This is a genomic window from Seonamhaeicola sp. MEBiC01930 (genome assembly GCF_045277075.1).
Classification (GTDB): domain Bacteria; phylum Bacteroidota; class Bacteroidia; order Flavobacteriales; family Flavobacteriaceae; genus Seonamhaeicola.
In genome coordinates this window covers 2228981-2252167 of sequence record NZ_CP104270.1, presented here as the reverse complement: position 1 = coordinate 2252167, position 23187 = coordinate 2228981, and the positions used below count along the sequence as shown (strand labels likewise).

Below are 23187 nucleotides of genomic sequence, written 5' to 3'. Positions count from 1 at the left end.
TCTAATTCAAATTAGTTTCAACAACCTGAATACCATTATATTCTAAAAGATAATCCTGATCTAAATAAATTGGAAGTAGCTCACCATTGGGGTTTCCTAACCCAACACCTGCATATAGCACCTTGGCATCCTTTTCTCTGGCATGCTTTTTAAATGTCTCCATCCAAACTACATCATAATTATTCGGGTTATCTGGTAAAATTACTGCCTTAACTATCACAAAATAATACTGACTGTTTTTATCAATACAAACAAACTGTGGATGCCTTTTTAACTGACTGTTAATAGCCACAAACTCAAAACCACGCTTTTCTAAATCCTTCCCAACATGGTTCATTGCCAAATTATGAAGTTCTTGCTCTGTTAGTGCTTTACTCATGCTGCAAAAGTAGGCAACACTATTTAAACCTAACAAATTTAGAGTTATAAAATGTATAGTTTGAAACTGAAATAATAGTATCTTTTTCTAATTGATACCAAGGTGAGATATTGTAGTCTTCTAAATTCTTAACTAAATGAACACTTTGTGCAGGTGTATTTCCCTGAAACAGCAAAAACAACTTATTGCCATTTACGTTTACCACCTCATCACAAATCATAACAATATGCCCCGGAGAACCACCAATTATAAGCATATCACCAATTCTTAAGCTTTTAGAATTATTGATTTTAGGTAATTCATTATATAAAGACAAGGTTCCTGAATAAGTATAAATCAAATCTAAGTATTTATAAAAGTTTGCTTTGGAATGATTTGCTTCTGCTATTTTATGGAAACTAACATTATTACCTTTTATTTTTGGTCTGTAACCTTTAGCATAATATTTCCAAGAGCAATAATGTCCGCTAGTAAAATTAAAACCTATTTCATCTTTTCGGTTGTTTACCCATAAATACTCACTACGCACTCTAATTAAAGCATCGGCACATTGTTGCAAGCCATTTTTTGGTACAGGAATATCTAAAATTCCAATATGCCCCATTTGCCAAAAATATTCAGAACCATCATAATTAATAATCTTACTACCAAAAGGTTTTAATTTATAGTTGCGTAAATATTCTTGAAATGATCCTTGTGGATATTCTACACGTTTATACCCTTCAGGAACTTTCACTCTGTTTTTAATTGTTACGCCATCTTTATTTAACAAATCAACTAGTTTTATAGTTGTGATAATCGCATTAGCCGTTTGTTTTAGGGGTTTAATTTTAAATAAAACAAATGCTATTAAAGTAAGAATAAATAGTATTAAAATAAGTTTTCGCATATAAGCCAAACGAAACAGGTAAGTGGTTTCGTATTTAAGCATAAAATTATGTAACTTTAAAACGCATCTGTAACATTGTAATTAGATTTAATACAGATAATTAACCAACCAAACCTATCTATACTATACTTACTTTTACAGTAAAGTATATGATTAAATTCTTTAGGCGAATACGTCAAAAACTATTAGCTGAAAACCGCTTTAGCAAATACCTTTTATACGCAATTGGAGAAATTATTCTTGTTGTTATTGGTATACTTATAGCACTGCAAATAAATAACTGGAACGAAATTAAGAAACAACGCGAAAGAGAGCTACACTACCTTTCAAACATAAAAAAAGACCTAATTCTTAATTTAAATGACCTAGATAGTTATATCTCTAAAAGAGAAAGTCAGGTTAAATCCGCTAAAAATGTAATAGAATACCATGATGGTAAACCTTTAACTGACCTAGTAAATTTCAATATAGACTGTATTAATGTTTATACTTGGCAGAAATTTAATTTGAATAGTAATGCGTTTACTGAATTGGTGAGTTCTGGAAATCTAGCTTTAATTTCTAACGATTCTATTAAAAATTATTTGTTAGACCTTGAATCTATGAATCAAAAATTAAAATACACAGAAGAACATTTTAGGTACGACTCTGAGCAATTACTATACGGTCCAGTATATAGTAAATTAGACATGAACCCTACAGTAGAAAATTTTGTTTACCAAGTTTCTAACGGTAATGCAGGTAAAAATGTTGAAATGCCTAGAGAGAATTTTGAGTTACTTCTAAAAAGTTTAAAACATAAAAATGGCATGTCTATGGCGGTCTATGAACTAGGTGTAATGCAACAAAGATTTGAGGAAATGAAAAACATGTGTAACAGGCTTATACGTTTAATTGATAAAGAAGTTGTTACCAATGATTAAATTCTTCCGTAACATCCGTAAAAAGCTTTTAAATGAAGGTAATACCAGTAAATACTTAAAGTACGCCATTGGTGAAATTATTCTTGTAGTCATTGGAATTCTCATAGCATTACAAATAAACAACTGGAATGAACAAAGGTTAAAGAATCAAGAAATTAAATCTAATTTAAAAAGCCTAATAGATGATTTAAATTATGACAAAGAAATACTAACATGGTCGTATAATAGGCAAAGTTTTAAGTTCTATTCAATGCAATACCTTTTAAAAATAGAAGGTACGAACCCTTATAACCCAATAGATGATGATAAAAGTGAAATTCCTCCATATAAGCCAACAGATGATTGGGATAAAGAAATACCAAAAATTTATAATAAGGAGTTTATTCAATTAGCTTTTTTAAATACTCATAAAGAAGGGCAATTTCCTTTTGCCAAATCAGCATTAGAAGAATTAAAGAGTACTGGAATGTTTTCTAACATTAGCCCCAAATTAAAAGCTGAAATTAATACTTACTATGAAAATGAGAAAACAGCCTATAATGGTAAAATAGTGCAATTATCTATGGATTGGCAGGCATCATTAGCAGAAGATGGGTATATTACTGCAAACGTTAAAAGATTGCCTGACCCAATAGTTTTAATAAAAGACAATCCAAAACGAATTGGGTTAATGAATAGAATGGTAAAAGAGTCCGCTTGGGCTTTACTTTCTAATATTCTGTTGAAAACAAGAAATGCAGAATTAATTCAACTTATAGAAAAAGAAATAGAGACTTTTTAAACCTAATTAACCAATGATTAAATTCTATCGTAACATTCGTAAAAAACTTTTAAATGAAGGTAGTACTGGTAAATACCTCAAATATGCCATTGGAGAGATTGTTTTGGTAGTCATTGGAATCTTGATTGCACTTCAAATAAATAATTGGAACGAAAACAGGTTAAAAAACATTGAAGTTAAAACGTATTTAATGAATTTAATCGAGGATTTAAAAGATGATCAGGATAAGATGAATTCCATGTATGATTGGCATATTTTCAAATTTTATTCCATGCAATATCTTTTAAAAATTGAAGGTTCAAACCCCTATAACCCTTTTACTGATAATAAAAATGATATTCCTCCATATTCAAAAACCAGATTTTGGGATGCTGAAATACCAAATACATATAATAAAGATTTTATTCAACTAACATTCTCCAAAACCCATAATGAACAAATGATAGCATCAACAAATTCGACATTAGTTGAATTAAAAAGTACAGGAATATATTCCAATATCAGTACTGATCTAAAAGATGAAATAAATTACTATTATGACATTTACGCAAATAATTTTAATGGTAAAGTACAAATATTGGCAAGAAATTGGCAAGCATCTTTAGCTGAAGATGGCTATTTAACAACAGACACCTACAAGTTACAAGACCCCATTAGTCTGTTAAAAGACAACCCAAATCGAATTGGCTTAATGAAGCGAATGATTAGAGAGTCTGGTTGGACCTTACAAACCATAGTTATGTTGAAAAAATTGAATTCAGAATTAATAATGTCTTTAGAAAAAGAAATTAATTCTCTTTAACCAAGAATTTCAGTATCAATGATTAAGTTCTTCCGTAACATACGTAAAAAGCTTTTAAATGAAGGTAATACAAGTAAATACCTCAAGTATGCATTTGGTGAAATTATATTAGTTGTTATAGGGATATTAATTGCTTTACAGATTAACAATTGGAATGAAAACAGAAAACAAACCGCTGAAGAAATAAGGTTATTAGAAAATTTAAAAGTTAGTTTATTAAGAGATACCGGGCAATTAAGCAGGTTTATAGTTTTACAACGCAGAATACCAAAATCTGCAAACCTTATATTAGAGTATCTTGAAAAAGATCTTCCTTACCAAGACTCCTTAAAAACACATTTTGGCAACACTACAAATTTATTTATATGGAATCATGACAAATCAGGTTATGAAACAATTCAATCAAAAGGAATGCATGTTATTACTAACGAATATCTGAGGAGAAAAATTTCAAGTTATTACGCCATTGTTGAAGAATCTCATTCGAAATACATGGATATGTATCAAGATTTTCTTTTAACTTCCATTAATGAAATACTTAAAACAAGGTTTGACCAAATATGGGAAGGTAATGCTATGGAGTTCTACAAAAACTTCTCATATGAATCTCCAATATCAAAAATGACACCCTTAGATTTTGAAAGCTTAAAATCAGACCAAGAATATCTGTTTTTTTTGAAAACAATTAGCAACTTCTATGATTGGATTATTGAAGGTCAATATTTTATGCAATCTGACGCAATTGAAGAACTCATCCCCAAAATTGATGAAGAAATAGAACGATTAAAAAACAATTAAATTATTTCGTATCTTTTTAAGGTTAAATTTAAGTCATGAAAACTTCACAACGTTTTGAAGCAGCAATTAAAAAGCTTTATATAGCTTTTCATAATAACAGGTTAAACCCTGCATGTTGCAAGCAATGTGCTGTGGGTAATATTTTAGACAATACTGATAGCTGGAAACATTTATCAGACTATCATGGTACGTTAAAATTAAACTACGTTGGCAAGGTAAACCAGAACTTAAACCGAAAATTTAATGGCTATTCTCCATTAGAATTGCTCCAAATAGAAACTACATTTTTAAAAGCTTGTGGCTTTCAACTTCCACTTCATTATAAAAATGATAAACCTAAGAATCTAACTGACAAAGAAGTTCAATTTAAAGGGCTTTTTGAAACAATCTCTTTTTTATGCCATTTGGACAATATCCCAAATGTAATGGATTACCAAAAATTGTTTGAAAATGAAAAAGAACTACAAATTTTAAAATAAATTATATGATATAAACCATTTTAAACCAACCACATATGAAAACTATCCATTTAATTTTTGCACTTGTTTTAAGTGTAATCTTGATTTCTTGTAACTCTAAAAAAGAAGAAGAAACATCAAATAGCGGTGTTTATGAACCTATTAAAGAAGAACCTATTAACCCTATTGTACGCGGCCAATATCTTGTTGACACCAATGGATGTCATGATTGTCATACGCCTAAAAAGTTCACAGAAAAAGGAATAGCAGAAAACCATGAATTATCATTATCTGGACATCCAGCTGATGAGAAACTACCTCCATTTGATCCAGAAACAGCAAAAGCCTACGTGCTTTTTTCAATGGGACTAACGTCAACTACAGGCCCTTGGGGCACTTCATTTGCAGCGAATTTAACACCAGACGCTACCGGAATTGGCTCCTGGACGGAAGAACAATTTATTAATTGCATTAGAAAAGGACTTTATAAAGGTTTGGAAGGTAGCAGACCCTTATTACCACCAATGCCATGGAAACATTATGCAAATTTCACTGATGATGATTTAAAAGCCATTTTTGCCTATTTAAAAAGTCTTAAACCTATTAAAAATGTAGTGCCTGCACCTATTCCGCCTAAAGCAATGTAAATAACAAAAAAAGCCAACTCAATATGAGTTGGCTTTTTTTGTTTTAATAGTTTTGACTAACCACCAAAGTCATCAAACCTAATATTCTCATCGGCAAGACCGAAATCTTCACCCATTTTTTGAACTGCTTTGTTCATTAATGGAGGCCCACAGAAATATAACTCAATATCTTCAGGTGAATCATGATGTGCCAAATAATTATCTATAACACAGTTATGAATAAATCCAACAAAACCATCACCTTCAGAATCATTAATATCTTTTTTCACCTTCCAATTATCTTCTTCCATAGGTTCTGATAGAGCTAAGAAGAACTTAAAGTTAGGAAAATCTTTCTCTAATTTATAGAAGTGATCTAAATAGAACAATTCGCGTTTAGAACGTCCACCATACCAGTAGGTAACTTTTCTTCCTGTTTTTAAGGTTCTGAATAAATGATATAAATGAGAACGCATGGGTGCCATTCCTGCTCCACCACCTACATATAACATTTCTGCTTCAGATTCATTAATAAAGAACTCACCATAAGGTCCAGAAATAGTACATTTATCACCTTTCTTTAAATTAAAGATATATGATGAAGCTACACCAGGATTTACATCCATCCAACCGTTTTTAGCTCTATCCCATGGCGGAGTTGCAATACGCACATTAAGCATGATTTCACGCCCTTCAGCTGGGTAAGAAGCCATTGAATAAGCACGTTCTACCAACTCATCATTTTTCATTACTAATGGCCAAAGACCAAATTTATCCCATTCTGCTTTAAACTTATCTGGTGTTTCATGCTCTTCAGGGTGTGCTGTAATATCCATATCTGAATATTTCACTTCACATGGTGGAATCTCAATCTGAATATAACCACCCGCTTTGTACCCCATATCTTCAGGAATCTCAACAACAAACTCCTTAATAAAAGATGCTACATTATAATTACGTACAACAACTGCTTCCCATTTCTTAATTCCGAAAATTTCTTCAGGAATAGAAATATCCATATCCTGCTTAACCTTTACCTGACAAGCTAAACGTACACCATGCTGCAATTCTTTTCTACTAAAGTGCGGTGTCTCTGTAGGTAAAGCTTCACCACCACCAGAATTTACGTGACACTCACATTGTATACAAGTACCACCTCCACCACATGCTGATGGTAAGAAGATCTTTTGATTCCCCAAGGTAGATAACAATGTACCTCCTGAAGCTACTTCAATTTCTTTTTCACCATTAATAGTAATCTTTACTGGACCCGATGGTGATAATTTTTGTTTTACAAATAATAACAACCCCACTAACGCTAAAGTTAAAACTAAAAACGCAGCTACTGTTGCTATAATTGTTCCTATTGTACTAGCTAATAATATCATGTTATTCTACTACTTTTATTGTGTTATCAGCGATGTCTTTTGTAATCTCTTTACTTTCAACTTCTTCCTCTATTAAAGCCGTTTGCTCTTCTTTAGGTTCTTCATCTCCTCCAGTTAGCATACCTCCAAAGCTCATGAAACCAATTGCCATTAAACCAGTAATGATAAAAGTAATTCCCAGCCCTCTTAATGCTGGTGGCACGTTGGAATATCTTATCTTTTCACGAATAGCTGCAATAGCTAAAATGGCTAAGAACCAACCAATTCCAGAACCTAATCCGTATACCGTTGCTAAACCGATAGTAGGAATTTCACGAGATTGCATAAATAAAGAACCTCCCAAAATAGCACAGTTTACTGCTATAAGCGGCAAGAAAATACCAAGTGAATTATATAATGAAGGAGAGAATTTCTCTACTACTATTTCAACCAATTGTACCATGGTTGCAATAGTTGCAATAAACATAATAAATGATAAGAAACTTAAATCATAAGAAGCATAATCTTCACCCAACCATTTCCCTAAAGCTCCTGGTTGTAAAATATACTGATCTAATAACCAGTTTAAAGGTACAGTAACTAATAATACAAATATTACTGCAGCTCCAAGACCAACTGCCGTTGACACTTTTTTAGATACAGCAAGGTAAGAACACATTCCAAGGAATGTTGCAAATACCATGTTATCTATAAATATTGATTTGAAAAATAATTCTAAATATTCCATTGTATATATTCTTTCTAGTGGTCTTCTACTAATGCTTTATTTCTAGTACGTTGTACCCAAATAATTATTCCTACAACTATTAATGCCATTGGCGCTAATAACATAAAACCGTTATTCTCATATCCCGTAGCATATAAACCCGTTTTTGCAATAGGATCTCCTAATACTTTAAAACCTAATAAAGTTCCTGATCCGAGCAACTCTCTAAAAAATCCTACGATAATAAGAATAACCCCATAACCTAATGCATTTCCTACGCCATCAAGGAATGATTTCCAAGGTCCGTTTCCTAAAGCAAAGGCTTCAAAACGCCCCATAATAATACAGTTAGTAATAATTAACCCAATAAAAGCACCTAACTCCTTACTTAACTGATAAGAGAATGCTTTTAATACCTGATCTACAATAATTACCAAAGCAGCAACTACAGTTAGCTGTACTATAATTCTAATTTTTGATGGGATAATATTTCTAATTAAAGAAATTACCACATTACCCAATCCTAATACAAAGATTACAGATATAGTCATTACAATTGACGCTTTTAATTGCGCTGTAATTGCTAATGCTGAACAAATACCAAGTACCTGAATTGTAATTGGATTGTCATCTGCTAAAGGATCTAATATTAACTTTTGATCTTTTTTTGATAATAGTCCCATTGATTAGTTATTTAAAGTGTTAAAATAAGGTACGTACAACTTAAGTTCAGACTTAATCATAGCCGCAACACCATCACCAGTAATAGTTGCTCCCGCTATAGCATCTACCTCATTATCCGTTTTATCATTATTTAAGGGATCTCCATTACTTTTAGAAATTGCAATTCCTGCAAAATTTCCAGAAGCATCTTTTAAGTTTTCACCTATGAAGTCATCCATAAAGAAACGCTCTTTAATGTTTGCACCTAAACCAGCCGTTTCACCTTTATGGTCAAAATACGCACCTTGTACAACCATATTATCGTCCATTGCAACATATGCCCAAACGGCATCCCATAGTCCTTTACCTCTAATTGGTGCAACGTAATACGTTTTACCTTCTTTCTCACCAATAAATAATGGCAGTCTCCTTTCAATACCTTCTTTAGCGTTAGACTGCTCTTTCTTAACATCAATTAAGTAAGCTTGGTCATCTTCTACCGCCTTAGTTCCTTCAGTAATTACTAATTGTTTAGTAATATATTTTTTAAACTCATCTCCTACAATGGCATCAGCAACAAAAACGGCACTACTCTCGTCGTTTTCATTAACCCCCATTGCATAAAGGATATTTTGTTGCTTTTCAATTCGCTTATTTTCATCAATTTTCGGTCTTAATGATGAAGCCACAAACGCAAGTAAAGCACCTACTACTACCACCATCCCGATGGCAAATAGTACTGTATACACATTTGAATCTGTTTTATTACTCATGGCTTAAGCAGTTTTAGCTTTTAAACGTTTCATTCTTTTCTTAACATTTCCTTGTACCACATAGTGATCTATAGTTGGTGCAAATACATTCATTAATAGTATTGCTAACATTACACCTTCTGGATATGCTGGATTAAATACGCGTATCATAATTGAAATAAACCCTACTAAGAATCCGTAAATCCATTTTCCTTTATTAGTTTGTGATGCTGTAACAGGATCTGTTGCCATAAACACAGTACCAAAAGCAAATCCACCTATTAATAAATGATGCCAAAACTTTGTATTCATTAAGCCATAAAACTTACTACTTTCAGTAATAACACCAGCATCAACTACCCAGTTAAAGATTAGCCCCATAACTATAGCACCTAAACATGACGATAGCATGATTCTCCAACTTCCTATTTTGGTGAAGATTAAAAATAAACCTCCTAACAATATTAATAAGGTAGATGTTTCACCAACTGATCCAGGTATAAATCCTAAGAACATATCCATGACACTATGATCAACAACATTGTTCTGTGCTAAACTACCCAATATGGTTTCTCCAGAAATAGCATCAGGCGTACCCGCTCTTTCTACGGCTTCATGAACCCAAACTTTATCTCCAGACATCCAAGTAGGATAAGCAAAGAATAAAAATGCTCTAATAGTTAATGCAGGATTTAAAATATTCATTCCTGTACCTCCAAACACTTCTTTACCTATTACTACACCAAAGGCAACTGCCACTGCTAACATCCAAAGTGGAATATCAACTGGTACAATTAAAGGCACTAACATTCCTGTAACTAAATATCCTTCCTCAACTTCGTGCTTCTTGATTACGGCAAACAAAAATTCTATAGCTAAACCAACACCATATGATACTACTACTAAAGGTAATATCTTTACTAGACCAACTAAAAAATTATCAAGAGTCCAAAATTCAGCACTTAAAAAACCTGCTGAAACTGCTTCAATATCACCAATAGCTAAATAGTGCTGATACCCCGCATTGAACATTCCAAATATTAAACATGGTACCATGGCCATAATAACCGTATTCATGGTACGCTTCAGGTCATCAGCAGCTTTTATATGTGTTCCTCCATGCGTAGTCTCATCTGGTAAGAATAAAAAAGTATGAATGGCATTAAATGCTGGTGCCATTTTAGTACCTCTATACCTACGCTTTAAAATATGTAATTTTCTTTTTAAACCCATTATCCTATCTCTTTAAGCATTAAGTCTAAACCTTCTCTTATTATTTTTTGATGTGGCTGTTTAGACACGCAAACAAATTCTGTTAATGCAAAATCTTCTGGCGCAACTTCATACATCCCTAAAGCTTCCATTTCATCTAAATCCTTATACATACAAGCTTTTAATATTTGTAATGGATAAATATCTAAAGGAAATACTTCTTCATAACCACCTGTAACAACAAATGCTCGGTGTTCACCATTTGTATTAGTATTTAAATCGTACTCCTTTTTAGGATTTAACCAAGAAAAAGTTAAAGCTCTTGAAGTAGAAATTTTATTAAAAATTGGTTTATTCCAACCAAAAAGCTCATAATCATCCCCTTCAGGGATTACTGACACAACATTACTGTAATAGTCAAGTTCTCCATCTGGCCCTATTTCTTTACCACTCAAAACATTACCAGAAATAATTCTTGCATTTGCATCTTTTGGTATACCTTTATCATAAACCATAGTAGAAATTTCACTACCAATCTTAGTTGTAAAATATCTTGGAGCCTCTATTGATGACCCTACTAAAGCCACAATACGTTCTGCATTAAACTTTCCTGTTAATAATAATTCTCCAATAATAACCAAGTCTTGAGGACTAACTGTCCAAACAACTTCACCCTTATTAATAGGATCAACCTTGTTTATTAATGTACCTACATTACCTGATGGATGCGGACCAGAAACCTTATGTATAGTTACACCTGCAATTGAAGCCAATGGCGAATTAGATTTTTTGCCAACGGAAACATGAACAGCACCCTCAGTAAGTTTCCCTAAGGCACTTATAGCTGCTTGTAACTCTGCCTCTTTACCTTGAAGTGTAAAGTCTAAATCTGCTGCTAATGGTGCACTTGCATATCCAGAAACAAAAATGGCTTTTGGAGTTTTATCTGGGTTCGCAACAACATCATACGGACGTTGTTTTACAAACGGCCAACAACCTGAAGCTAGTAAATGTGCTTTAACATCTTCAGCTTTTGCCGTGTTTAAATCAAACTTACCATTGTCTTGGTAAGCTTGTGTCTTATCTGCAAGAATTTTAATAGCTAAAATTCTTCTTTTTTCACCACGTACAATTTCCGCTATTTCACCCGAAACAGGAGAAACATATTTTACATTTTCATCGGACTTATCATAAAAAACAGTTTCACCTGCTTTTACTTTAGCTCCAACTTTTAAAATCAATTTAGGAATAACGCCGTGGAAGTCTTCAGGTCTAATGGTACAAAAGTTGCTTACTATAGCCGTATCTAACGTTTTTTCAGCTGCACCCTTAAGGTTTATGTCTAGACCTTTTTTAATGCGAATGTCGTTTGACATATTTTTTTTATTGAAATTATTTGTCTAAAAATCGGGGCAAAAATACAAATTTAAAATGCAGTTTACACAAAAAAATACGTAGAAATTTGATTGAAATTACGGAAGTCTCATTTTAGGCATCAAATTTGTTTATATTTATCCAAAACAAGCAATTCTATGTCTAGAAAATTTATTCCATTTTTAATTTTAATGTTTTCTATATTTTATGGCTATTCTCAGTTAAATGAAATAAATCCGCCAAATTACATCAAAACCATAAATTTTAAAGGAAACACACCAGAAACACAATTGCCTGTACTAAGAATTAACGAGAATCTTGTTTTAGAATTTGATGCTTTGAATGGAAATGAAGATGATTACTACTACAAAATTCAACACTGCAATTTTGATTGGTCTCCTTCTGTTTTAGCTAAATCTGAATATTTAAACGGATTTGATAACCAACGCATCAGAACTTATGAAAACTCATATAATACGCTTCAAATCTATTCACATTATAAGCTAACCATTCCTAATCAATTTACAAGAGGTTTAAAAAAATCTGGCAACTATTTAATTAGTATTTACAATAGTTATGATGAGCTTGTTTTCTCTAGGAAATTTATGATTTACGAAGACAAAACAACCGTTGGTGTGAGTATAAAACGATCTAGGGATATTCAGTATATCCAAGAAAAACAGCGTGTAGACATTGTTATAGCACCTAACGGCATACAATTAAACAACCCTATGCAAACGGTAAAAACAGTAATAGTACAAAACAACAACCTAAACTCGGCTTTATCAAATTTAAAACCGCAATATACCACGGGTAATCAACTAATTTACAGATATGATACAGAGTCTAGTTTTTGGGGTGGTAATGAGTATTTGTATTTTGAAAACAAAGATATTAGAGCAGCCAGCAACGGCGTTCAACGCATTGACTTAAAAGACCTATATCACAACTATTTATTTACAAATATTCAGCGAAGCAATACCCCTTACACTTATAACCCAGATATTAACGGAAACTATCTAATCACAAATATTGATGCTAGTAACCCAAGTATAGAATCAGATTATGTTTGGGTACATTTCTCGTTTAAGCCTAATCCAGATTTTGATACAAACAAATCGGTATTTATTTATGGTAATTACAACAATTACAACCTAAACGAAAACAATAAAATGATTTATGATTCTGCAAGAGGAATTTATACCGGTGCTTTATTATTGAAGCAAGGATTCTACAACTACAAATATGTAACCGTAGATAATGATACTATTAACGAAGGTATTATTAGCGGAAACTTCTACCAAACCGAAAATAATTATAAAGTATTAGTGTATTATAGAGATTTGGGTGGGCGTTACGACAAAATTATTGGCTTAGGAGAGGCTAGTTCTGTTAATATCAGCAATTAAACTGGCATTTTAACTATTTTTTTTAAGGCAGCTATTAAAAAATGTTACTTTTGTCCTTTAAAAGTATTGTATATCAATATAAAACATGGTTGAACAAGTAACAAAAGGTATAAAGATTTCGGTTGAAACCTCTTTTGAAGGCTCATTTTATAAAAACTATAAAATACAGTATGCTTTTGGTTATAAGATAACCATAGAAAACCAAAGTAAGGATTCTGTACAATTGCAATCCCGCCATTGGGAAATTATGGACGCCCTAAACAACGAAGAAATTGTAGATGGCGAGGGTGTTATTGGCAAAAAACCGGTTTTAAAACCTGGTGAATCTCACACTTATACTTCTGGCTGCTTATTAACTTCGCCATTTGGAGCTATGCAAGGTTATTATAGTATGGTAAATTTCACTACAACCGAGAAGTTTAATGTGGATATTCCTCTATTTAAACTTAGCGCTACTTTTGCTGTGAATTAATTACCCGTTCAAACCTAAAAACAACCCCACTCTGTTTTACATGAAAGAATTTACAATTTGAGTAATGCACAAATTCATAGCTTTCTTGAAATACAAATCCATGATTCTGAACTTTATAAATGGCATCAACATCTATATTACCGTATGGAGAAATTCGTCTAAAACGGTAAACTAATTCGTTATCTGTTGGATGCAATTCAAACCAAGCTCCAGCAGCAATACCAGAAAGCCATTGTCCATTTTCATTTACTTCATCGTTGTGTTTTGGTTCTAAAGTCCCTACCAAATTAACTCTATGACCTCTTAGCTTATCTAAAAAACAACGAATATTTTCACTTTTCTGTGAACCTGTAAATTTTGATATTTCTCCAGTTTCAGAAACTTCGTATGAATAATTTCTAGCGTCAGCCAACAATACATTTCCAACAGTACTTGGAGTAAACCATTTAGATTTCACAAGACGTTCTTTAATTTCCTTATCAGTAACAGAAGCAATTAAACTGTCGGTTACAAAACGTGCACAGTTACACGCCTCTTTTATAAAAGCCGCATACCTTATAAAATGCTTTTCCTGCATTCCAGTTATATGTGTTCTTGCTTTTTTATAATCAATAGTATGACAAACTGAAGCTACTAACTTGCCATCACCATGAGTTAATTTTGGATGTGTAGCTAAAAATTCTAAAATATCATTTAAATTTTTTATTTCATCGTTTTCAATCTCGGCCTTTATTGGAAAATGAAGTTCATTATCGGTATCACGCCCACGAACACGCCCTGTAGGTTCGGGCGTAATATAACGTCCAAAATCATGATACTCTAAAACCCCCGTTTCTTTATCTATAAGTACTAGCGCTGCATGACCCGCACGTAAATAGTTTTTCTTACCTACGCCTAAAAATCGTAAATAAGGAGAAAACCACTCTTCAGAAACCATAACTATTGTTTCCGGATATGCAAGTGTTAAAATTATTCCTGTATTATCCATTAACTATTTGCTGTAAACTAAACCTTTTGTTAGCTAGGGTTCCGTCATGTAGATTTTCATATGACATACCTATAAAATCTCCTTGTTTTTCAACTTGGGTGATGCTAGTAGTTTTCACAAATCCTCTATTCATTACAACTCCGTAATCTTTATTATTACCGCCACCTTCTTTATGAAATGCCATTATAGACTTAGCATTCAATTCATTTTCTGTCTTAAACTCTTTAAACCATTGTTGGCGCTCCGCTTTCATATCTTCATTATATAATGTAGTTGACGACCATAATTTAGGTTCTAACGGTAATTCAGATACATGTTTTTCAATCCCATCCCAAACCAATTCAATGAATTGCAAATCTCTATCCCAATCGGCAATCACCATTGTAAAAGGTTCAATCCCCTCTAAATCATAAACCTTAATAGTAGAAAGTATACTAGTTGAAACCATGAAATCTTTGGCAACCACACCTCTACTTTTTCGGTATGCAGCTTTACGTTCATGAAGTTTGAAGCCTCCATTCAACACACAAATCAATCGGTTTTTTTCACTTACACCAATCCATGTACCTCCAGACTGTTCATCTTTAGGAAATAAAGTTTTTACATTGTCAACATTATAAAACTCAGGAACAACAGATACTCTATTAGGAGCCTCATCTCTGTTGGATGTTAATACAAAACCATTATTGTTTTTAGGAAAAATTGTTACAGTACACATGAAAGATGTAGTCTAATTACAAAGTGCCAACTTACAAAAAATTCATAATTAGAAGAAAATCCATTTCACAGATTCTAACTTCAAGACTACAAAACAACGAATTGTTCCTTATTTTTAATATTACATTCTATTTTAAAACCATATAGTCAGAATAAGATAAAATTTAATACCACTTTATAGATTTATAATACAAATAATAATTTTAATATTCTTAGATTTGTACCTTATTCACTGAATATTTTTTAACAAAAAGACACAAATCATGGGAAAAGGCTTTTTTAATGTACCCATTGCGGTCAATGAACCGGTTAAAAGTTATGCTCCAGGTTCTCCTGAAAGAGAAGCTGTTTTGCAAGCTTATAAGGACATGTTTAACAGTAAAATTGACGTGCCTTTATATATAAACGGAGTGGATGTTGAAACTGGGAACACCCGAACCATGTCACCACCACATGACCATCAACAAGTTGTTGGAACCTATCATTTAGCAGAACAATCTCATATTGATGATGCCATTGCAACCGCTTTAGAAGCCAGAAAAACTTGGTCTCAAATACCTTGGGAGCAACGCGCAGGCATCTTTTTGCGTGCGGCAGAATTAATTGCTGGACCTTATAGAGCAAAGATTAACGCTGCCACCATGATAGCACAGTCTAAAACTATTCATCAGGCTGAAATTGATTCAGCATGTGAATTAATAGATTTTTTACGTTTTAATGTTCAGTTTATGACGGATATTTATGCGGAACAACCAGAAAGCACCAGTGATGCATGGAACCGTATTGAATACAGGCCTTTAGAGGGTTTCACATATGCGGTAACACCATTTAACTTTACAGCTATTGCAGGTAATCTTCCTGCTTGTATGGCATTAATGGGTAATGTTGTGGTTTGGAAACCTAGTGATAGTCAGATATATTCTGCAAAGGTTATTATGGATGTATTTAAAGAAGCTGGTGTGCCTGCCGGTGTTATTAACGTTGTTTTTGGTGACCCTGTAATGATTACAAATACCGTTATGGCAAGTCCTGATTTTTCTGGACTACACTTTACAGGTTCAACGTTCATCTTTAAAGAACTTTGGAAACAAATAGGAAACAATATTCACAACTATAAAACCTACCCAAGAATTGTTGGTGAAACTGGTGGAAAAGATTTCATAGTTGCTCATAAATCGGCAAACGCTAAACAAGTAGGTACTGCTATTGTACGTGGTGCATTTGAATTCCAAGGACAAAAATGTAGTGCTGCATCTAGAGCTTATATTCCACAGAGTTTATGGGAAGATGTTAAGAATTATGTAATTGAAGATGTTAACTCATTTAAAATAGGATCTCCTGAAGATATGAGCAACTTCATTACAGCGGTTATTCACGAAGGGTCTTTTGATAAATTGGCGAAATATATTGACCAAGCTAAAATTGATGATGATGCTGAAATTATTGTAGGAGGAGGTTATGATAAGAGCAAAGGCTACTTTATTGAGCCAACTGTTATTGTAACTTCTAACCCAAAATACACCACTATGTGTACAGAATTGTTTGGTCCAATAATCACCATTTATGTGTATGACGAGGATTATTATGCTGAAACTTTAAAACTTGTGGATGAAACTAGCGAATACGCTTTAACAGGTGCTATACTTTCTACAGACAGATACGCAGCAACCCAAGCTACAGAAGCTTTACAAAATGCGGCAGGAAATTTCTATATTAATGATAAACCTACAGGAGCGGTTGTAGGACAACAACCATTTGGAGGAGCTAGAGCATCAGGAACTAATGATAAAGCAGGAAGTGCACAAAACTTATTACGTTGGGTTTCACCTAGAATGATAAAAGAAACATTTGTAACCCCAACAGATTATAGATATCCGTTTTTGGGAGAATAATAATATTTGAATATAATACAAGGCTCTATCTATTTTGATGGAGCTTTTTTAATTTTAAATCGGTTTAGACAAAGCTAAACTTCTTTATAAATCTTCTTACCTTAGTAATCAAACCACACCATAATTCTTATGAAAAGATTTACCATAATTACTGTTTTATTCTTTTTTTGTTACCACTTAGGTTATAGTCAATGGACTAATAGATACCCTAAAGTAGACGGTTTTGGTCATCATGTTTATTTAGAAGGTTATGAATTACCTATTTTAAATGCTGGTCCAACCTACCCATCACCATCACCTACTAATAACGAAGTTATTTTTTCAGCAAAAGGGTGGTTATGGTTAATGCCCCTAAATTCACTTAATGCCAAACAAATAACCTCATCACCAGGCGTGGACTCAAGTCCCAATTGGGCTCCTAGCGGCAATAAAATAGTATTTGTGAGAGATAACAGTAGTGATACCAAAATCATGGTTCTAGATTTAATTTCGAATGAAGAAACTGAAATTATTAACACTAAATCATTAGACCTTGACCCTATTTTTTCTCCAGATGGCAAATCAATTTATTATGCTTCAGCAGAAAACGGTTCTATTGATATTTGGCAATTTATATTATCAAGCAAAGAAAAAAAACTTATCACCAATTCTAAAACATTGGAGCGTCTGCCAATTTCATTTAATTCTGAACAAACTTTAATTTATCTTAAAAAAATGGGGTTTTCTTATGATTCTATTGAGTTATTGAATTTAAACGAAAACACCTCAAAACCTTTGGCAGAAGAAAATTTTACATCTCAAGCTTCATTTTCTCTTTCATCAGATAATAAAACCTTAGTTTACACATGGCCAAGAGATGATGATTATGAATTAAGACTTCTTGACGTGCAAATTCCAAAAAGCACTTTATTACTTACTAAAAGCAAAGGCTTACCATTAATGCCTAAATTTAGTTACAACGGCAAATGGGTATACTATTCTGAATTTAATAAAGAGGAAAGATCAGAATTAAAACGAATTAGTATTAACGGAGGAATACCTGAAACCTTAAACCCAAAAACTTGGGATTGGAAATTACCAACAGGAACCCTTAAAATATTAAGTCAGGTTGACAAATCTGAAGCCCCGGTAAGAATAAATATTACAGACTCTTCTGGACATCCAATTATTCCCGAATCAGGAATTGTTCATTCAGACGGACAAAATGGAATGGTTTTCTTTTATTCACCAGGACAAATCTCTGTTGAAGCACCACTTGGCGAGGTTACTATTACAGCTGTTCAAGGCTTTACAACTGTAAAAACACAAAAAAAAGTACAACTAAATCAAAATAATCAAACAGCGGTAATAGACTTATCAAGTATATGGAATGCAAACGCCAATGGTTGGTATTCTGGAGACAATCATTTCCACATTAATTATGGCGGTACTAGTCAACTTGACCCTGATGATATTGTATTAGATTTAAAGGCAGAAGATTTAGATGTAGCATTCCCCCTTTTAGCTAATCTTGGGCAAAGATTTTTACAGCAAAACCTTTGGAATTGGAATAGAAAAGAAGAGCCATTTATTCAATTTGGCCAAGAGGTGCGCTCTCATTTTCTAGGTCATCTAGGACTACTAGGCACCAAAGAACTCTATTGGCCGTGGGTTTGGGGACCTTACTATGATATTTATGGTAATGATGACCGCTTAAATGCAGAACCACTAAGGTTTGCTAGAAATCAAAATGCTTTGGGCGGATATGTGCACCCCGTAAGTATTAGAGACCCTTTTGATGAAAATGGAACAAGACGCGTTCCTGTTGAACTTATAGCAGATTGCGTATTAGGTGAGGCTGATATTATTGAAATTGGTTGTTTGTGGTCTGATGAAATTGGAACCGCTTCTGTTTGGCATAAAATATTAAATATTGGCGTGCCTTTAAAAATATCTGCCGGTAGTGATGTCATGAACGATTTATACAGAACCATGGCCATTGGATCTGCAAGAGTTTATGTAAAACCAGAATTACCCTTGTCTATTGAAAGTTATCTTGATGCCTTAAAAAAAGGAAGAAGTTTTGTTACCACTGGCCCGCTTATTGAGTTTACGGTGAATAATAAAATACCTGGTGAGATTGTCAACTCTAAAAAATCAAGGGCAAAATGGACATTAAACGTACATTCTCCCATAGCATATGATAAAGTAGAAATTTTTGTTAATGGAAATGTTGTTTGGACTAAAAAAGGAAATGACAAAGTTGGCAGTAAATTATTTAAAGGCTCTATAGATATTCCTTCTGGAGGCTGGGTTTCCGCTAGAGTATCTGGAGGAGCTGTTGAATGGCCTCTAATGGATAGCTACCCCTATGCTGAAACGAGCCCTATTTGGATTAATTACATTGGAAGCACTAACCCTGAAATAAAAAAACTAGCAGCTAAAGAATTACTAAAACTACTTAATCTTTCTGAAGAACGCTTAAAAGCGGGTTACAAAAGCAATCCTATTCCAAAACTATTATCTCATTTCAACAAAGCAAGAGAACACTTATTAAATATAATTGAAAATTAATATCAAAAAGTGTCTCCAAAAGTTAATTAGCAAACGTCTTAACAATATAAACCTTAAAACATACAATTATGAAAGAATTTATGATGATTTTTGTTGGAGCAGATTACGCAGATTTAGGCATATCTCCAGAAGAATTACAAACAAGAATGGGCAAATGGTTTGCTTGGAATGATAAAATGGAAAAAGCTGGTGTTTTACGTGGTGGCAATGCATTAACACCACAAATAAGACGTGTAGTTGGTGAAAACAGAACAGTTACAGATTTAACCTCAGCTGAGGTAAAGGAAATTGTTGGCGGCTATTATATTGTTGAATCTACAGATTTTGATGCCGTTCAGAAAATTGCCGAAGATTACCCAGATTACGATTTAGGAGGCACTGTAGAGATTCGTGAAATCATGGTATTTGAGCAATAAATGGATGCTAAACTTATTGACCATCTTTTCCGCCACCATAGCGGAAAGATGGTTTCTATTTTAACTCGTATTTTTGGTCTAAAACATCTTAATATTATTGAAGATGCAGTACAAGATACATTTATAAAAGCAACACAAAGCTGGAGAACTCAACAACCAGAAAACCCAGAAGCTTGGTTAACTAAAGCTGCAAAAAACAGAGTTCTAGATATTTTTAGAAAACTAAAAACAGAACAAAAACACCTCCCAAACATTAATCAGGGAACGAGCTCTATTGCTATAAACGACCTTTTTTTAGACTCTGAAATTGAAGACGCTCAACTTAGAATGATTTTCACAGCCTGTAACCCTAAATTAGATTCAAGAGATCAAATTGCATTCGCTTTAAAAACAGTTTCTGGTTTTAGTACTAAAGAAATATCATCCGCTTTACTTTCCAAAGAAGACACAATAAAAAAACGATTAACAAGAGCACGAAAAGCCATTCTAAAATCAAATTTGAAATTTGAAATCCCACACGGAAAAGCACTTCCAAAGAGACAAGAAATTGTGATGGAGGTACTTTATCTAATCTTTAATGAAGGATTTCATTCAAACAAAAAAGAAATATTAGTTAGAAAAGAACTTTGCGGAGAAGCTATAAGGTTAGCTCAGCTATTATTAAAAAACACTTTAACTAAAACACCTGACGTATACGCCTTATGTGCTTTAATGTATTTTCATTCTTCCAGACTTGAAAGTAAAACCAGTACAGAAAATGAGTTGCTAGATTTAAAAAATCAAGATAGAAGCAAATGGTATTTACCTCTAATTAAATTAGGTAATGCAATGATGAACATAGCCGTTGAAACTAACAGGTTTTCATTCTATCATTATGAAGCTGCTATTGCGGCAGAACATTTACGAGCTACCAAATTTGAAGATACCAATTGGGATAAAATCCTGTATTGGTACAAACAACTAAACGCTCTTCAACCAATGCCTACAACCCTTCTTACAATGGCGGTAGTTTGTTTACAAAATAAAGATTATAAAAAAGCAAAAAGCTATTTTGACAAATTAAAACCGCAAGATTTCGAAACTAGATCATACCTCTATTTTGGAGCCTTATCTGATTATTATGCCGCAACAAACAATTTAAAAAGCGCATTAACCCACATTGATTTGGCATTAAATTCCGTTAACAATTCACTTGAAAAAAAATATTTATTGAAAAAGAAAACAAAGTTATTTTACTCCAAAAACTCATAATTTCTTTTAACACCTTATTTCTTTCTTTTGAAAAAAAAATAATTATCTTTCCTATCCGTTATAACATAACGGCATATTATTTGTGGCTATAAATTGCATGAGAAAAAAATTACTTATTTTATTTATTGTTTTACCAATACTTACCTTTGGTCAAGCAAATAAACTTTACAGAAAAGCCTTAAGAACTGTTGATTTAAATGAAAAAATCGCTATTCTTAATCAAGCCATCACATTAGACCCATCTCATTTGGACGCTTATTTTCTTAGGGCTGTTTCTAAAAATGACTTAGGGGATTATAGTGGCGCTATAATAGATTATTCTAAAATAATCCTATCAAAACCAGATGCTGACACCTTTTTCAATAGAGGAAATTCTAGATTTAGCATGAAGGATTTTATTGGAGCTAGAAATGATTACGCCAAAGCCTTTGAACTTGACCCTGGTTTTATTGATGCACTTTATAGTTTAGCATGCGTGAAATATGATTTAGAAGATTTTAATGGAGCTATTAATGATTTTACTAAAATCTTAAAAATAGTTCCAAATTTCTCTAAAGTATATATGCACAGAGCCGCCTCCTATAAGGCTATTGAAAGTTACAAAAAAGCTTTAAATGATTATTCTTTAGCTATAATGATTGCACCAAATGCTAATTCTTATTACAACAGAGGAGCCTTCTATTTAGATATTAGGTATTACAAAAAAGCAAATAAGGATTTAACAAATTCATTACGTTTTAACGGCAATAATACCTTTGCTCATTTTTATCGAGGGGCCTCATTTTTACTTTTAGGTAAATATGAAAAAGCAATTATTGACTTCAATAATGCCCTAAAATTAGATCCGGTAGATTTTGATGCCCTTATAGGCTTAACCTTATGCTATTATAAACTTAACAACCTTAATAGTTCAAAGGGTTATTTGAATAAAACCAATGAAATTCTAAATCCAGACGGAAATTTAAAATCACCTGATTTATATGAGAACACCTATTGGTATCAAAATCATTATTATTTCTTCATAAACAACATAAAAGAACTAGAAAACAATTTAGATTAACCTTTAAATTTAAGAGGTAAATGAACTAGTTTTTTAGTTTCAAAGAAGTCTTCTGAATAATAATCAGACAAATTATAGATTTTTGCAGTAGTGTAAGTTTTAAGCTCTTCTTCTAAATCACCTCCTTTCAAATACAGGATACCATTTTTTAAATCATGGTGTTGTTTTTTAAGTATTTTCCCCTTTACCCAATGTACAAAAGTAGGCATAGCAGCAACTGCTCTACTTACAATAAAATCATAAGTATCATTAATTTCCTCCACCCTACTATGGGTTGTTTTCACATTGGTTAAACCAAGTCCCTCAACAACTTCGTTTACTACCTTTAATTTTTTAGCAATACTATCAACCAAATGAAATTGGCATTCAGGAAATAAAATAGCTAAAGGAATCCCTGGAAAGCCGCCACCGGTACCAACATCCATTATCTTCGTACCATCTTTAAAAGTAACCAATTTTGATATTGCCAAAGAATGTAAAACATGTCTTAAATATAGTTCGTCAATATCTTTACGTGACACCACATTTATCTTTAAATTCCAGTCTTGATACAATCTTTCTAACATTTCAAATTTCGAAATCTGATCTTCGGAAAGGTTTGGAAAATATTTTAAGATGAGATCCATTCTGTTAAATTTTCAACAAAAATATGCTTTTTATATGCATATTTTTACAAAA

Annotated in this window: 24 protein-coding genes; 13 read left to right on the top strand and 11 right to left on the bottom strand. The window is 32.7% G+C overall.

The features are described 5' to 3' along the window. Position 1: 1 nt before the first annotated feature. Both N1F78_RS09830 and N1F78_RS09825 read right to left on the bottom strand, forming a co-directional pair. Positions 2-379: a Na(+)-translocating NADH-quinone reductase subunit F gene (locus N1F78_RS09830; protein WP_406682986.1), complete on the bottom strand. Its 378-nt coding sequence runs from the start codon at positions 377-379 to the stop codon at positions 2-4. 19 nt (positions 380-398) lie between these two features. Beyond that, positions 399-1310 (bottom strand): DUF4846 domain-containing protein, encoded by a 912-nt coding sequence (locus tag N1F78_RS09825; RefSeq protein WP_406682985.1) that lies wholly within the window; start codon positions 1308-1310, stop codon positions 399-401. A 107-nt stretch (positions 1311-1417) separates the two neighbouring features. On the opposite strand from N1F78_RS09825, the gene N1F78_RS09820 reads away from it, so the two are divergent. Genes N1F78_RS09820 through N1F78_RS09795 form a run of 6 tightly spaced genes read left to right on the top strand, consistent with a single transcriptional unit; the run spans position 1418 to position 5677 of the window. Then, positions 1418-2191 carry a DUF6090 family protein gene (locus N1F78_RS09820; protein ID WP_406682984.1) on the top strand — a complete coding sequence of 258 codons (774 nt, stop codon included), beginning with the start codon at positions 1418-1420 and terminating at the stop codon, positions 2189-2191. Beyond that, positions 2184-2972, top strand: a complete 789-nt coding sequence (locus N1F78_RS09815) for a DUF6090 family protein (protein ID WP_406682983.1) — start codon at positions 2184-2186, stop codon at positions 2970-2972. Before N1F78_RS09820 ends, N1F78_RS09815 begins: the two co-directional genes overlap by 8 nt. 13 nt (positions 2973-2985) lie before the next feature. Further along, the gene (locus N1F78_RS09810) at positions 2986-3774 is read left to right on the top strand and encodes a DUF6090 family protein (RefSeq protein WP_406682982.1); all 789 of its coding nucleotides are present in this window, start codon (positions 2986-2988) and stop codon (positions 3772-3774) included. A gap of 18 nt (positions 3775-3792) precedes the next feature. Next, on the top strand, positions 3793-4572 hold the full coding sequence (locus N1F78_RS09805) for a DUF6090 family protein (protein ID WP_406682981.1): 780 nt from the start codon (positions 3793-3795) through the stop codon (positions 4570-4572). Between the two features lie 35 nt (positions 4573-4607). Beyond that, complete coding sequence (locus tag N1F78_RS09800) at positions 4608-5051, top strand: Na(+)-translocating NADH-quinone reductase subunit F (RefSeq protein ID WP_406682980.1); 444 nt, start codon at positions 4608-4610, stop codon at positions 5049-5051. A gap of 35 nt (positions 5052-5086) precedes the next feature. Next, positions 5087-5677: a c-type cytochrome gene (locus N1F78_RS09795; RefSeq protein ID WP_406682979.1), complete on the top strand. Its 591-nt coding sequence runs from the start codon at positions 5087-5089 to the stop codon at positions 5675-5677. Between the two features lie 56 nt (positions 5678-5733). Here N1F78_RS09795 and nqrF read toward each other — a convergent pair whose 3' ends face one another. Genes nqrF through N1F78_RS09765 form a run of 6 tightly spaced genes read right to left on the bottom strand, consistent with a single transcriptional unit; the run spans position 5734 to position 11753 of the window. Continuing rightward, positions 5734-7044, bottom strand: coding sequence for an NADH:ubiquinone reductase (Na(+)-transporting) subunit F (gene nqrF / locus N1F78_RS09790; RefSeq protein WP_406682978.1), 1311 nt, complete (start codon positions 7042-7044; stop codon positions 5734-5736). 1 nt (position 7045) lies between these two features. Next, the gene (nqrE, locus tag N1F78_RS09785; RefSeq protein WP_406682977.1) at positions 7046-7771 is read right to left on the bottom strand and encodes an NADH:ubiquinone reductase (Na(+)-transporting) subunit E; all 726 of its coding nucleotides are present in this window, start codon (positions 7769-7771) and stop codon (positions 7046-7048) included. Between the two features lie 14 nt (positions 7772-7785). Then, complete coding sequence (locus N1F78_RS09780; RefSeq protein ID WP_406682976.1) at positions 7786-8433, bottom strand: NADH:ubiquinone reductase (Na(+)-transporting) subunit D; 648 nt, start codon at positions 8431-8433, stop codon at positions 7786-7788. Between the two features lie 3 nt (positions 8434-8436). Continuing rightward, a complete protein-coding gene (locus tag N1F78_RS09775) occupies positions 8437-9186 on the bottom strand; it encodes a Na(+)-translocating NADH-quinone reductase subunit C (RefSeq protein WP_406682975.1) in 750 nt (249 codons plus the stop codon). Between the two features lie 3 nt (positions 9187-9189). Beyond that, on the bottom strand, positions 9190-10398 hold the full coding sequence (locus N1F78_RS09770) for an NADH:ubiquinone reductase (Na(+)-transporting) subunit B (protein ID WP_406682974.1): 1209 nt from the start codon (positions 10396-10398) through the stop codon (positions 9190-9192). After that, entirely contained in the window at positions 10398-11753 is a 1356-nt protein-coding gene (locus N1F78_RS09765) for a Na(+)-translocating NADH-quinone reductase subunit A (protein ID WP_406682973.1), read from the bottom strand. Before N1F78_RS09765 ends, N1F78_RS09770 begins: the two co-directional genes overlap by 1 nt. A 156-nt stretch (positions 11754-11909) precedes the next feature. Here N1F78_RS09765 and N1F78_RS09760 point away from each other — a divergent pair, with 156 nt between their 5' ends. Then, positions 11910-13160 carry a DUF5103 domain-containing protein gene (locus N1F78_RS09760; RefSeq protein WP_406682972.1) on the top strand — a complete coding sequence of 417 codons (1251 nt, stop codon included), beginning with the start codon at positions 11910-11912 and terminating at the stop codon, positions 13158-13160. An 85-nt stretch (positions 13161-13245) separates the two neighbouring features. Next, positions 13246-13632, top strand: a complete 387-nt coding sequence (apaG, locus tag N1F78_RS09755; RefSeq protein ID WP_406682971.1) for a Co2+/Mg2+ efflux protein ApaG — start codon at positions 13246-13248, stop codon at positions 13630-13632. On the opposite strand, the gene N1F78_RS09750 is transcribed toward apaG, so the two are convergent. Both N1F78_RS09750 and N1F78_RS09745 read right to left on the bottom strand, forming a co-directional pair. Then, entirely contained in the window at positions 13613-14620 is a 1008-nt protein-coding gene (locus N1F78_RS09750) for a DUF6695 family protein (RefSeq protein ID WP_406682970.1), read from the bottom strand. The two genes, apaG and N1F78_RS09750, sit on opposite strands and share 20 nt — an antisense overlap. After that, on the bottom strand, positions 14613-15338 hold the full coding sequence (locus tag N1F78_RS09745; RefSeq protein ID WP_406682969.1) for an NRDE family protein: 726 nt from the start codon (positions 15336-15338) through the stop codon (positions 14613-14615). Before N1F78_RS09745 ends, N1F78_RS09750 begins: the two co-directional genes overlap by 8 nt. A gap of 262 nt (positions 15339-15600) precedes the next feature. Here N1F78_RS09745 and pruA point away from each other — a divergent pair, with 262 nt between their 5' ends. From pruA to N1F78_RS09720, 5 genes are all read left to right on the top strand, one after another. Next, positions 15601-17229 carry an L-glutamate gamma-semialdehyde dehydrogenase gene (gene pruA / locus N1F78_RS09740; protein WP_406682968.1) on the top strand — a complete coding sequence of 543 codons (1629 nt, stop codon included), beginning with the start codon at positions 15601-15603 and terminating at the stop codon, positions 17227-17229. 129 nt (positions 17230-17358) lie between these two features. Further along, positions 17359-19782: a CehA/McbA family metallohydrolase gene (locus N1F78_RS09735; protein WP_406682967.1), complete on the top strand. Its 2424-nt coding sequence runs from the start codon at positions 17359-17361 to the stop codon at positions 19780-19782. Positions 19783-19850: 68 nt separating this feature from the next. Further along, positions 19851-20198: a YciI family protein gene (locus N1F78_RS09730; protein ID WP_406682966.1), complete on the top strand. Its 348-nt coding sequence runs from the start codon at positions 19851-19853 to the stop codon at positions 20196-20198. Further along, a complete protein-coding gene (locus N1F78_RS09725) occupies positions 20199-21449 on the top strand; it encodes an RNA polymerase sigma factor (RefSeq protein WP_406682965.1) in 1251 nt (416 codons plus the stop codon). Positions 21450-21546: 97 nt separating this feature from the next. Further along, complete coding sequence (locus N1F78_RS09720; protein WP_406682964.1) at positions 21547-22509, top strand: tetratricopeptide repeat protein; 963 nt, start codon at positions 21547-21549, stop codon at positions 22507-22509. On the opposite strand, the gene rsmG is transcribed toward N1F78_RS09720, so the two are convergent. Continuing rightward, positions 22506-23135 (bottom strand): 16S rRNA (guanine(527)-N(7))-methyltransferase RsmG, encoded by a 630-nt coding sequence (gene rsmG, locus N1F78_RS09715; protein WP_406682963.1) that lies wholly within the window; start codon positions 23133-23135, stop codon positions 22506-22508. The genes N1F78_RS09720 and rsmG overlap by 4 nt on opposite strands. Positions 23136-23187 lie beyond the last annotated feature (52 nt).

Excerpts from the sequence above, each read along its gene's own strand:
- N1F78_RS09765 (WP_406682973.1), bottom strand. The coding sequence starts at position 11,753 with ATGTCAAACGACATTCGCATTAAAAAAGGTCTAGACATAAACCTTAAG.
- N1F78_RS09725 (WP_406682965.1), top strand. The coding sequence starts at position 20,199 with ATGGATGCTAAACTTATTGACCATCTTTTCCGCCACCATAGCGGAAAG.
- N1F78_RS09730 (WP_406682966.1), top strand. The coding sequence starts at position 19,851 with ATGAAAGAATTTATGATGATTTTTGTTGGAGCAGATTACGCAGATTTA.
- N1F78_RS09820 (WP_406682984.1), top strand. The coding sequence starts at position 1,418 with ATGATTAAATTCTTTAGGCGAATACGTCAAAAACTATTAGCTGAAAAC.
- nqrF (WP_406682978.1), bottom strand. The coding sequence starts at position 7,044 with ATGATATTATTAGCTAGTACAATAGGAACAATTATAGCAACAGTAGCT.
- N1F78_RS09745 (WP_406682969.1), bottom strand. The coding sequence starts at position 15,338 with ATGTGTACTGTAACAATTTTTCCTAAAAACAATAATGGTTTTGTATTA.
- N1F78_RS09830 (WP_406682986.1), bottom strand. The coding sequence starts at position 379 with ATGAGTAAAGCACTAACAGAGCAAGAACTTCATAATTTGGCAATGAAC.
- nqrE (WP_406682977.1), bottom strand. The coding sequence starts at position 7,771 with ATGGAATATTTAGAATTATTTTTCAAATCAATATTTATAGATAACATG.
- N1F78_RS09825 (WP_406682985.1), bottom strand. The coding sequence starts at position 1,310 with ATGCTTAAATACGAAACCACTTACCTGTTTCGTTTGGCTTATATGCGA.
- N1F78_RS09795 (WP_406682979.1), top strand. The coding sequence starts at position 5,087 with ATGAAAACTATCCATTTAATTTTTGCACTTGTTTTAAGTGTAATCTTG.
- rsmG (WP_406682963.1), bottom strand. The coding sequence starts at position 23,135 with ATGGATCTCATCTTAAAATATTTTCCAAACCTTTCCGAAGATCAGATT.
- N1F78_RS09780 (WP_406682976.1), bottom strand. The coding sequence starts at position 8,433 with ATGGGACTATTATCAAAAAAAGATCAAAAGTTAATATTAGATCCTTTA.
- N1F78_RS09720 (WP_406682964.1), top strand. The coding sequence starts at position 21,547 with ATGAGAAAAAAATTACTTATTTTATTTATTGTTTTACCAATACTTACC.
- N1F78_RS09770 (WP_406682974.1), bottom strand. The coding sequence starts at position 10,398 with ATGGGTTTAAAAAGAAAATTACATATTTTAAAGCGTAGGTATAGAGGT.
- apaG (WP_406682971.1), top strand. The coding sequence starts at position 13,246 with ATGGTTGAACAAGTAACAAAAGGTATAAAGATTTCGGTTGAAACCTCT.
- N1F78_RS09760 (WP_406682972.1), top strand. The coding sequence starts at position 11,910 with ATGTCTAGAAAATTTATTCCATTTTTAATTTTAATGTTTTCTATATTT.
- N1F78_RS09815 (WP_406682983.1), top strand. The coding sequence starts at position 2,184 with ATGATTAAATTCTTCCGTAACATCCGTAAAAAGCTTTTAAATGAAGGT.
- N1F78_RS09805 (WP_406682981.1), top strand. The coding sequence starts at position 3,793 with ATGATTAAGTTCTTCCGTAACATACGTAAAAAGCTTTTAAATGAAGGT.
- N1F78_RS09800 (WP_406682980.1), top strand. The coding sequence starts at position 4,608 with ATGAAAACTTCACAACGTTTTGAAGCAGCAATTAAAAAGCTTTATATA.
- N1F78_RS09750 (WP_406682970.1), bottom strand. The coding sequence starts at position 14,620 with ATGGATAATACAGGAATAATTTTAACACTTGCATATCCGGAAACAATA.
- N1F78_RS09735 (WP_406682967.1), top strand. The coding sequence starts at position 17,359 with ATGAAAAGATTTACCATAATTACTGTTTTATTCTTTTTTTGTTACCAC.
- N1F78_RS09775 (WP_406682975.1), bottom strand. The coding sequence starts at position 9,186 with ATGAGTAATAAAACAGATTCAAATGTGTATACAGTACTATTTGCCATC.
- pruA (WP_406682968.1), top strand. The coding sequence starts at position 15,601 with ATGGGAAAAGGCTTTTTTAATGTACCCATTGCGGTCAATGAACCGGTT.
- N1F78_RS09810 (WP_406682982.1), top strand. The coding sequence starts at position 2,986 with ATGATTAAATTCTATCGTAACATTCGTAAAAAACTTTTAAATGAAGGT.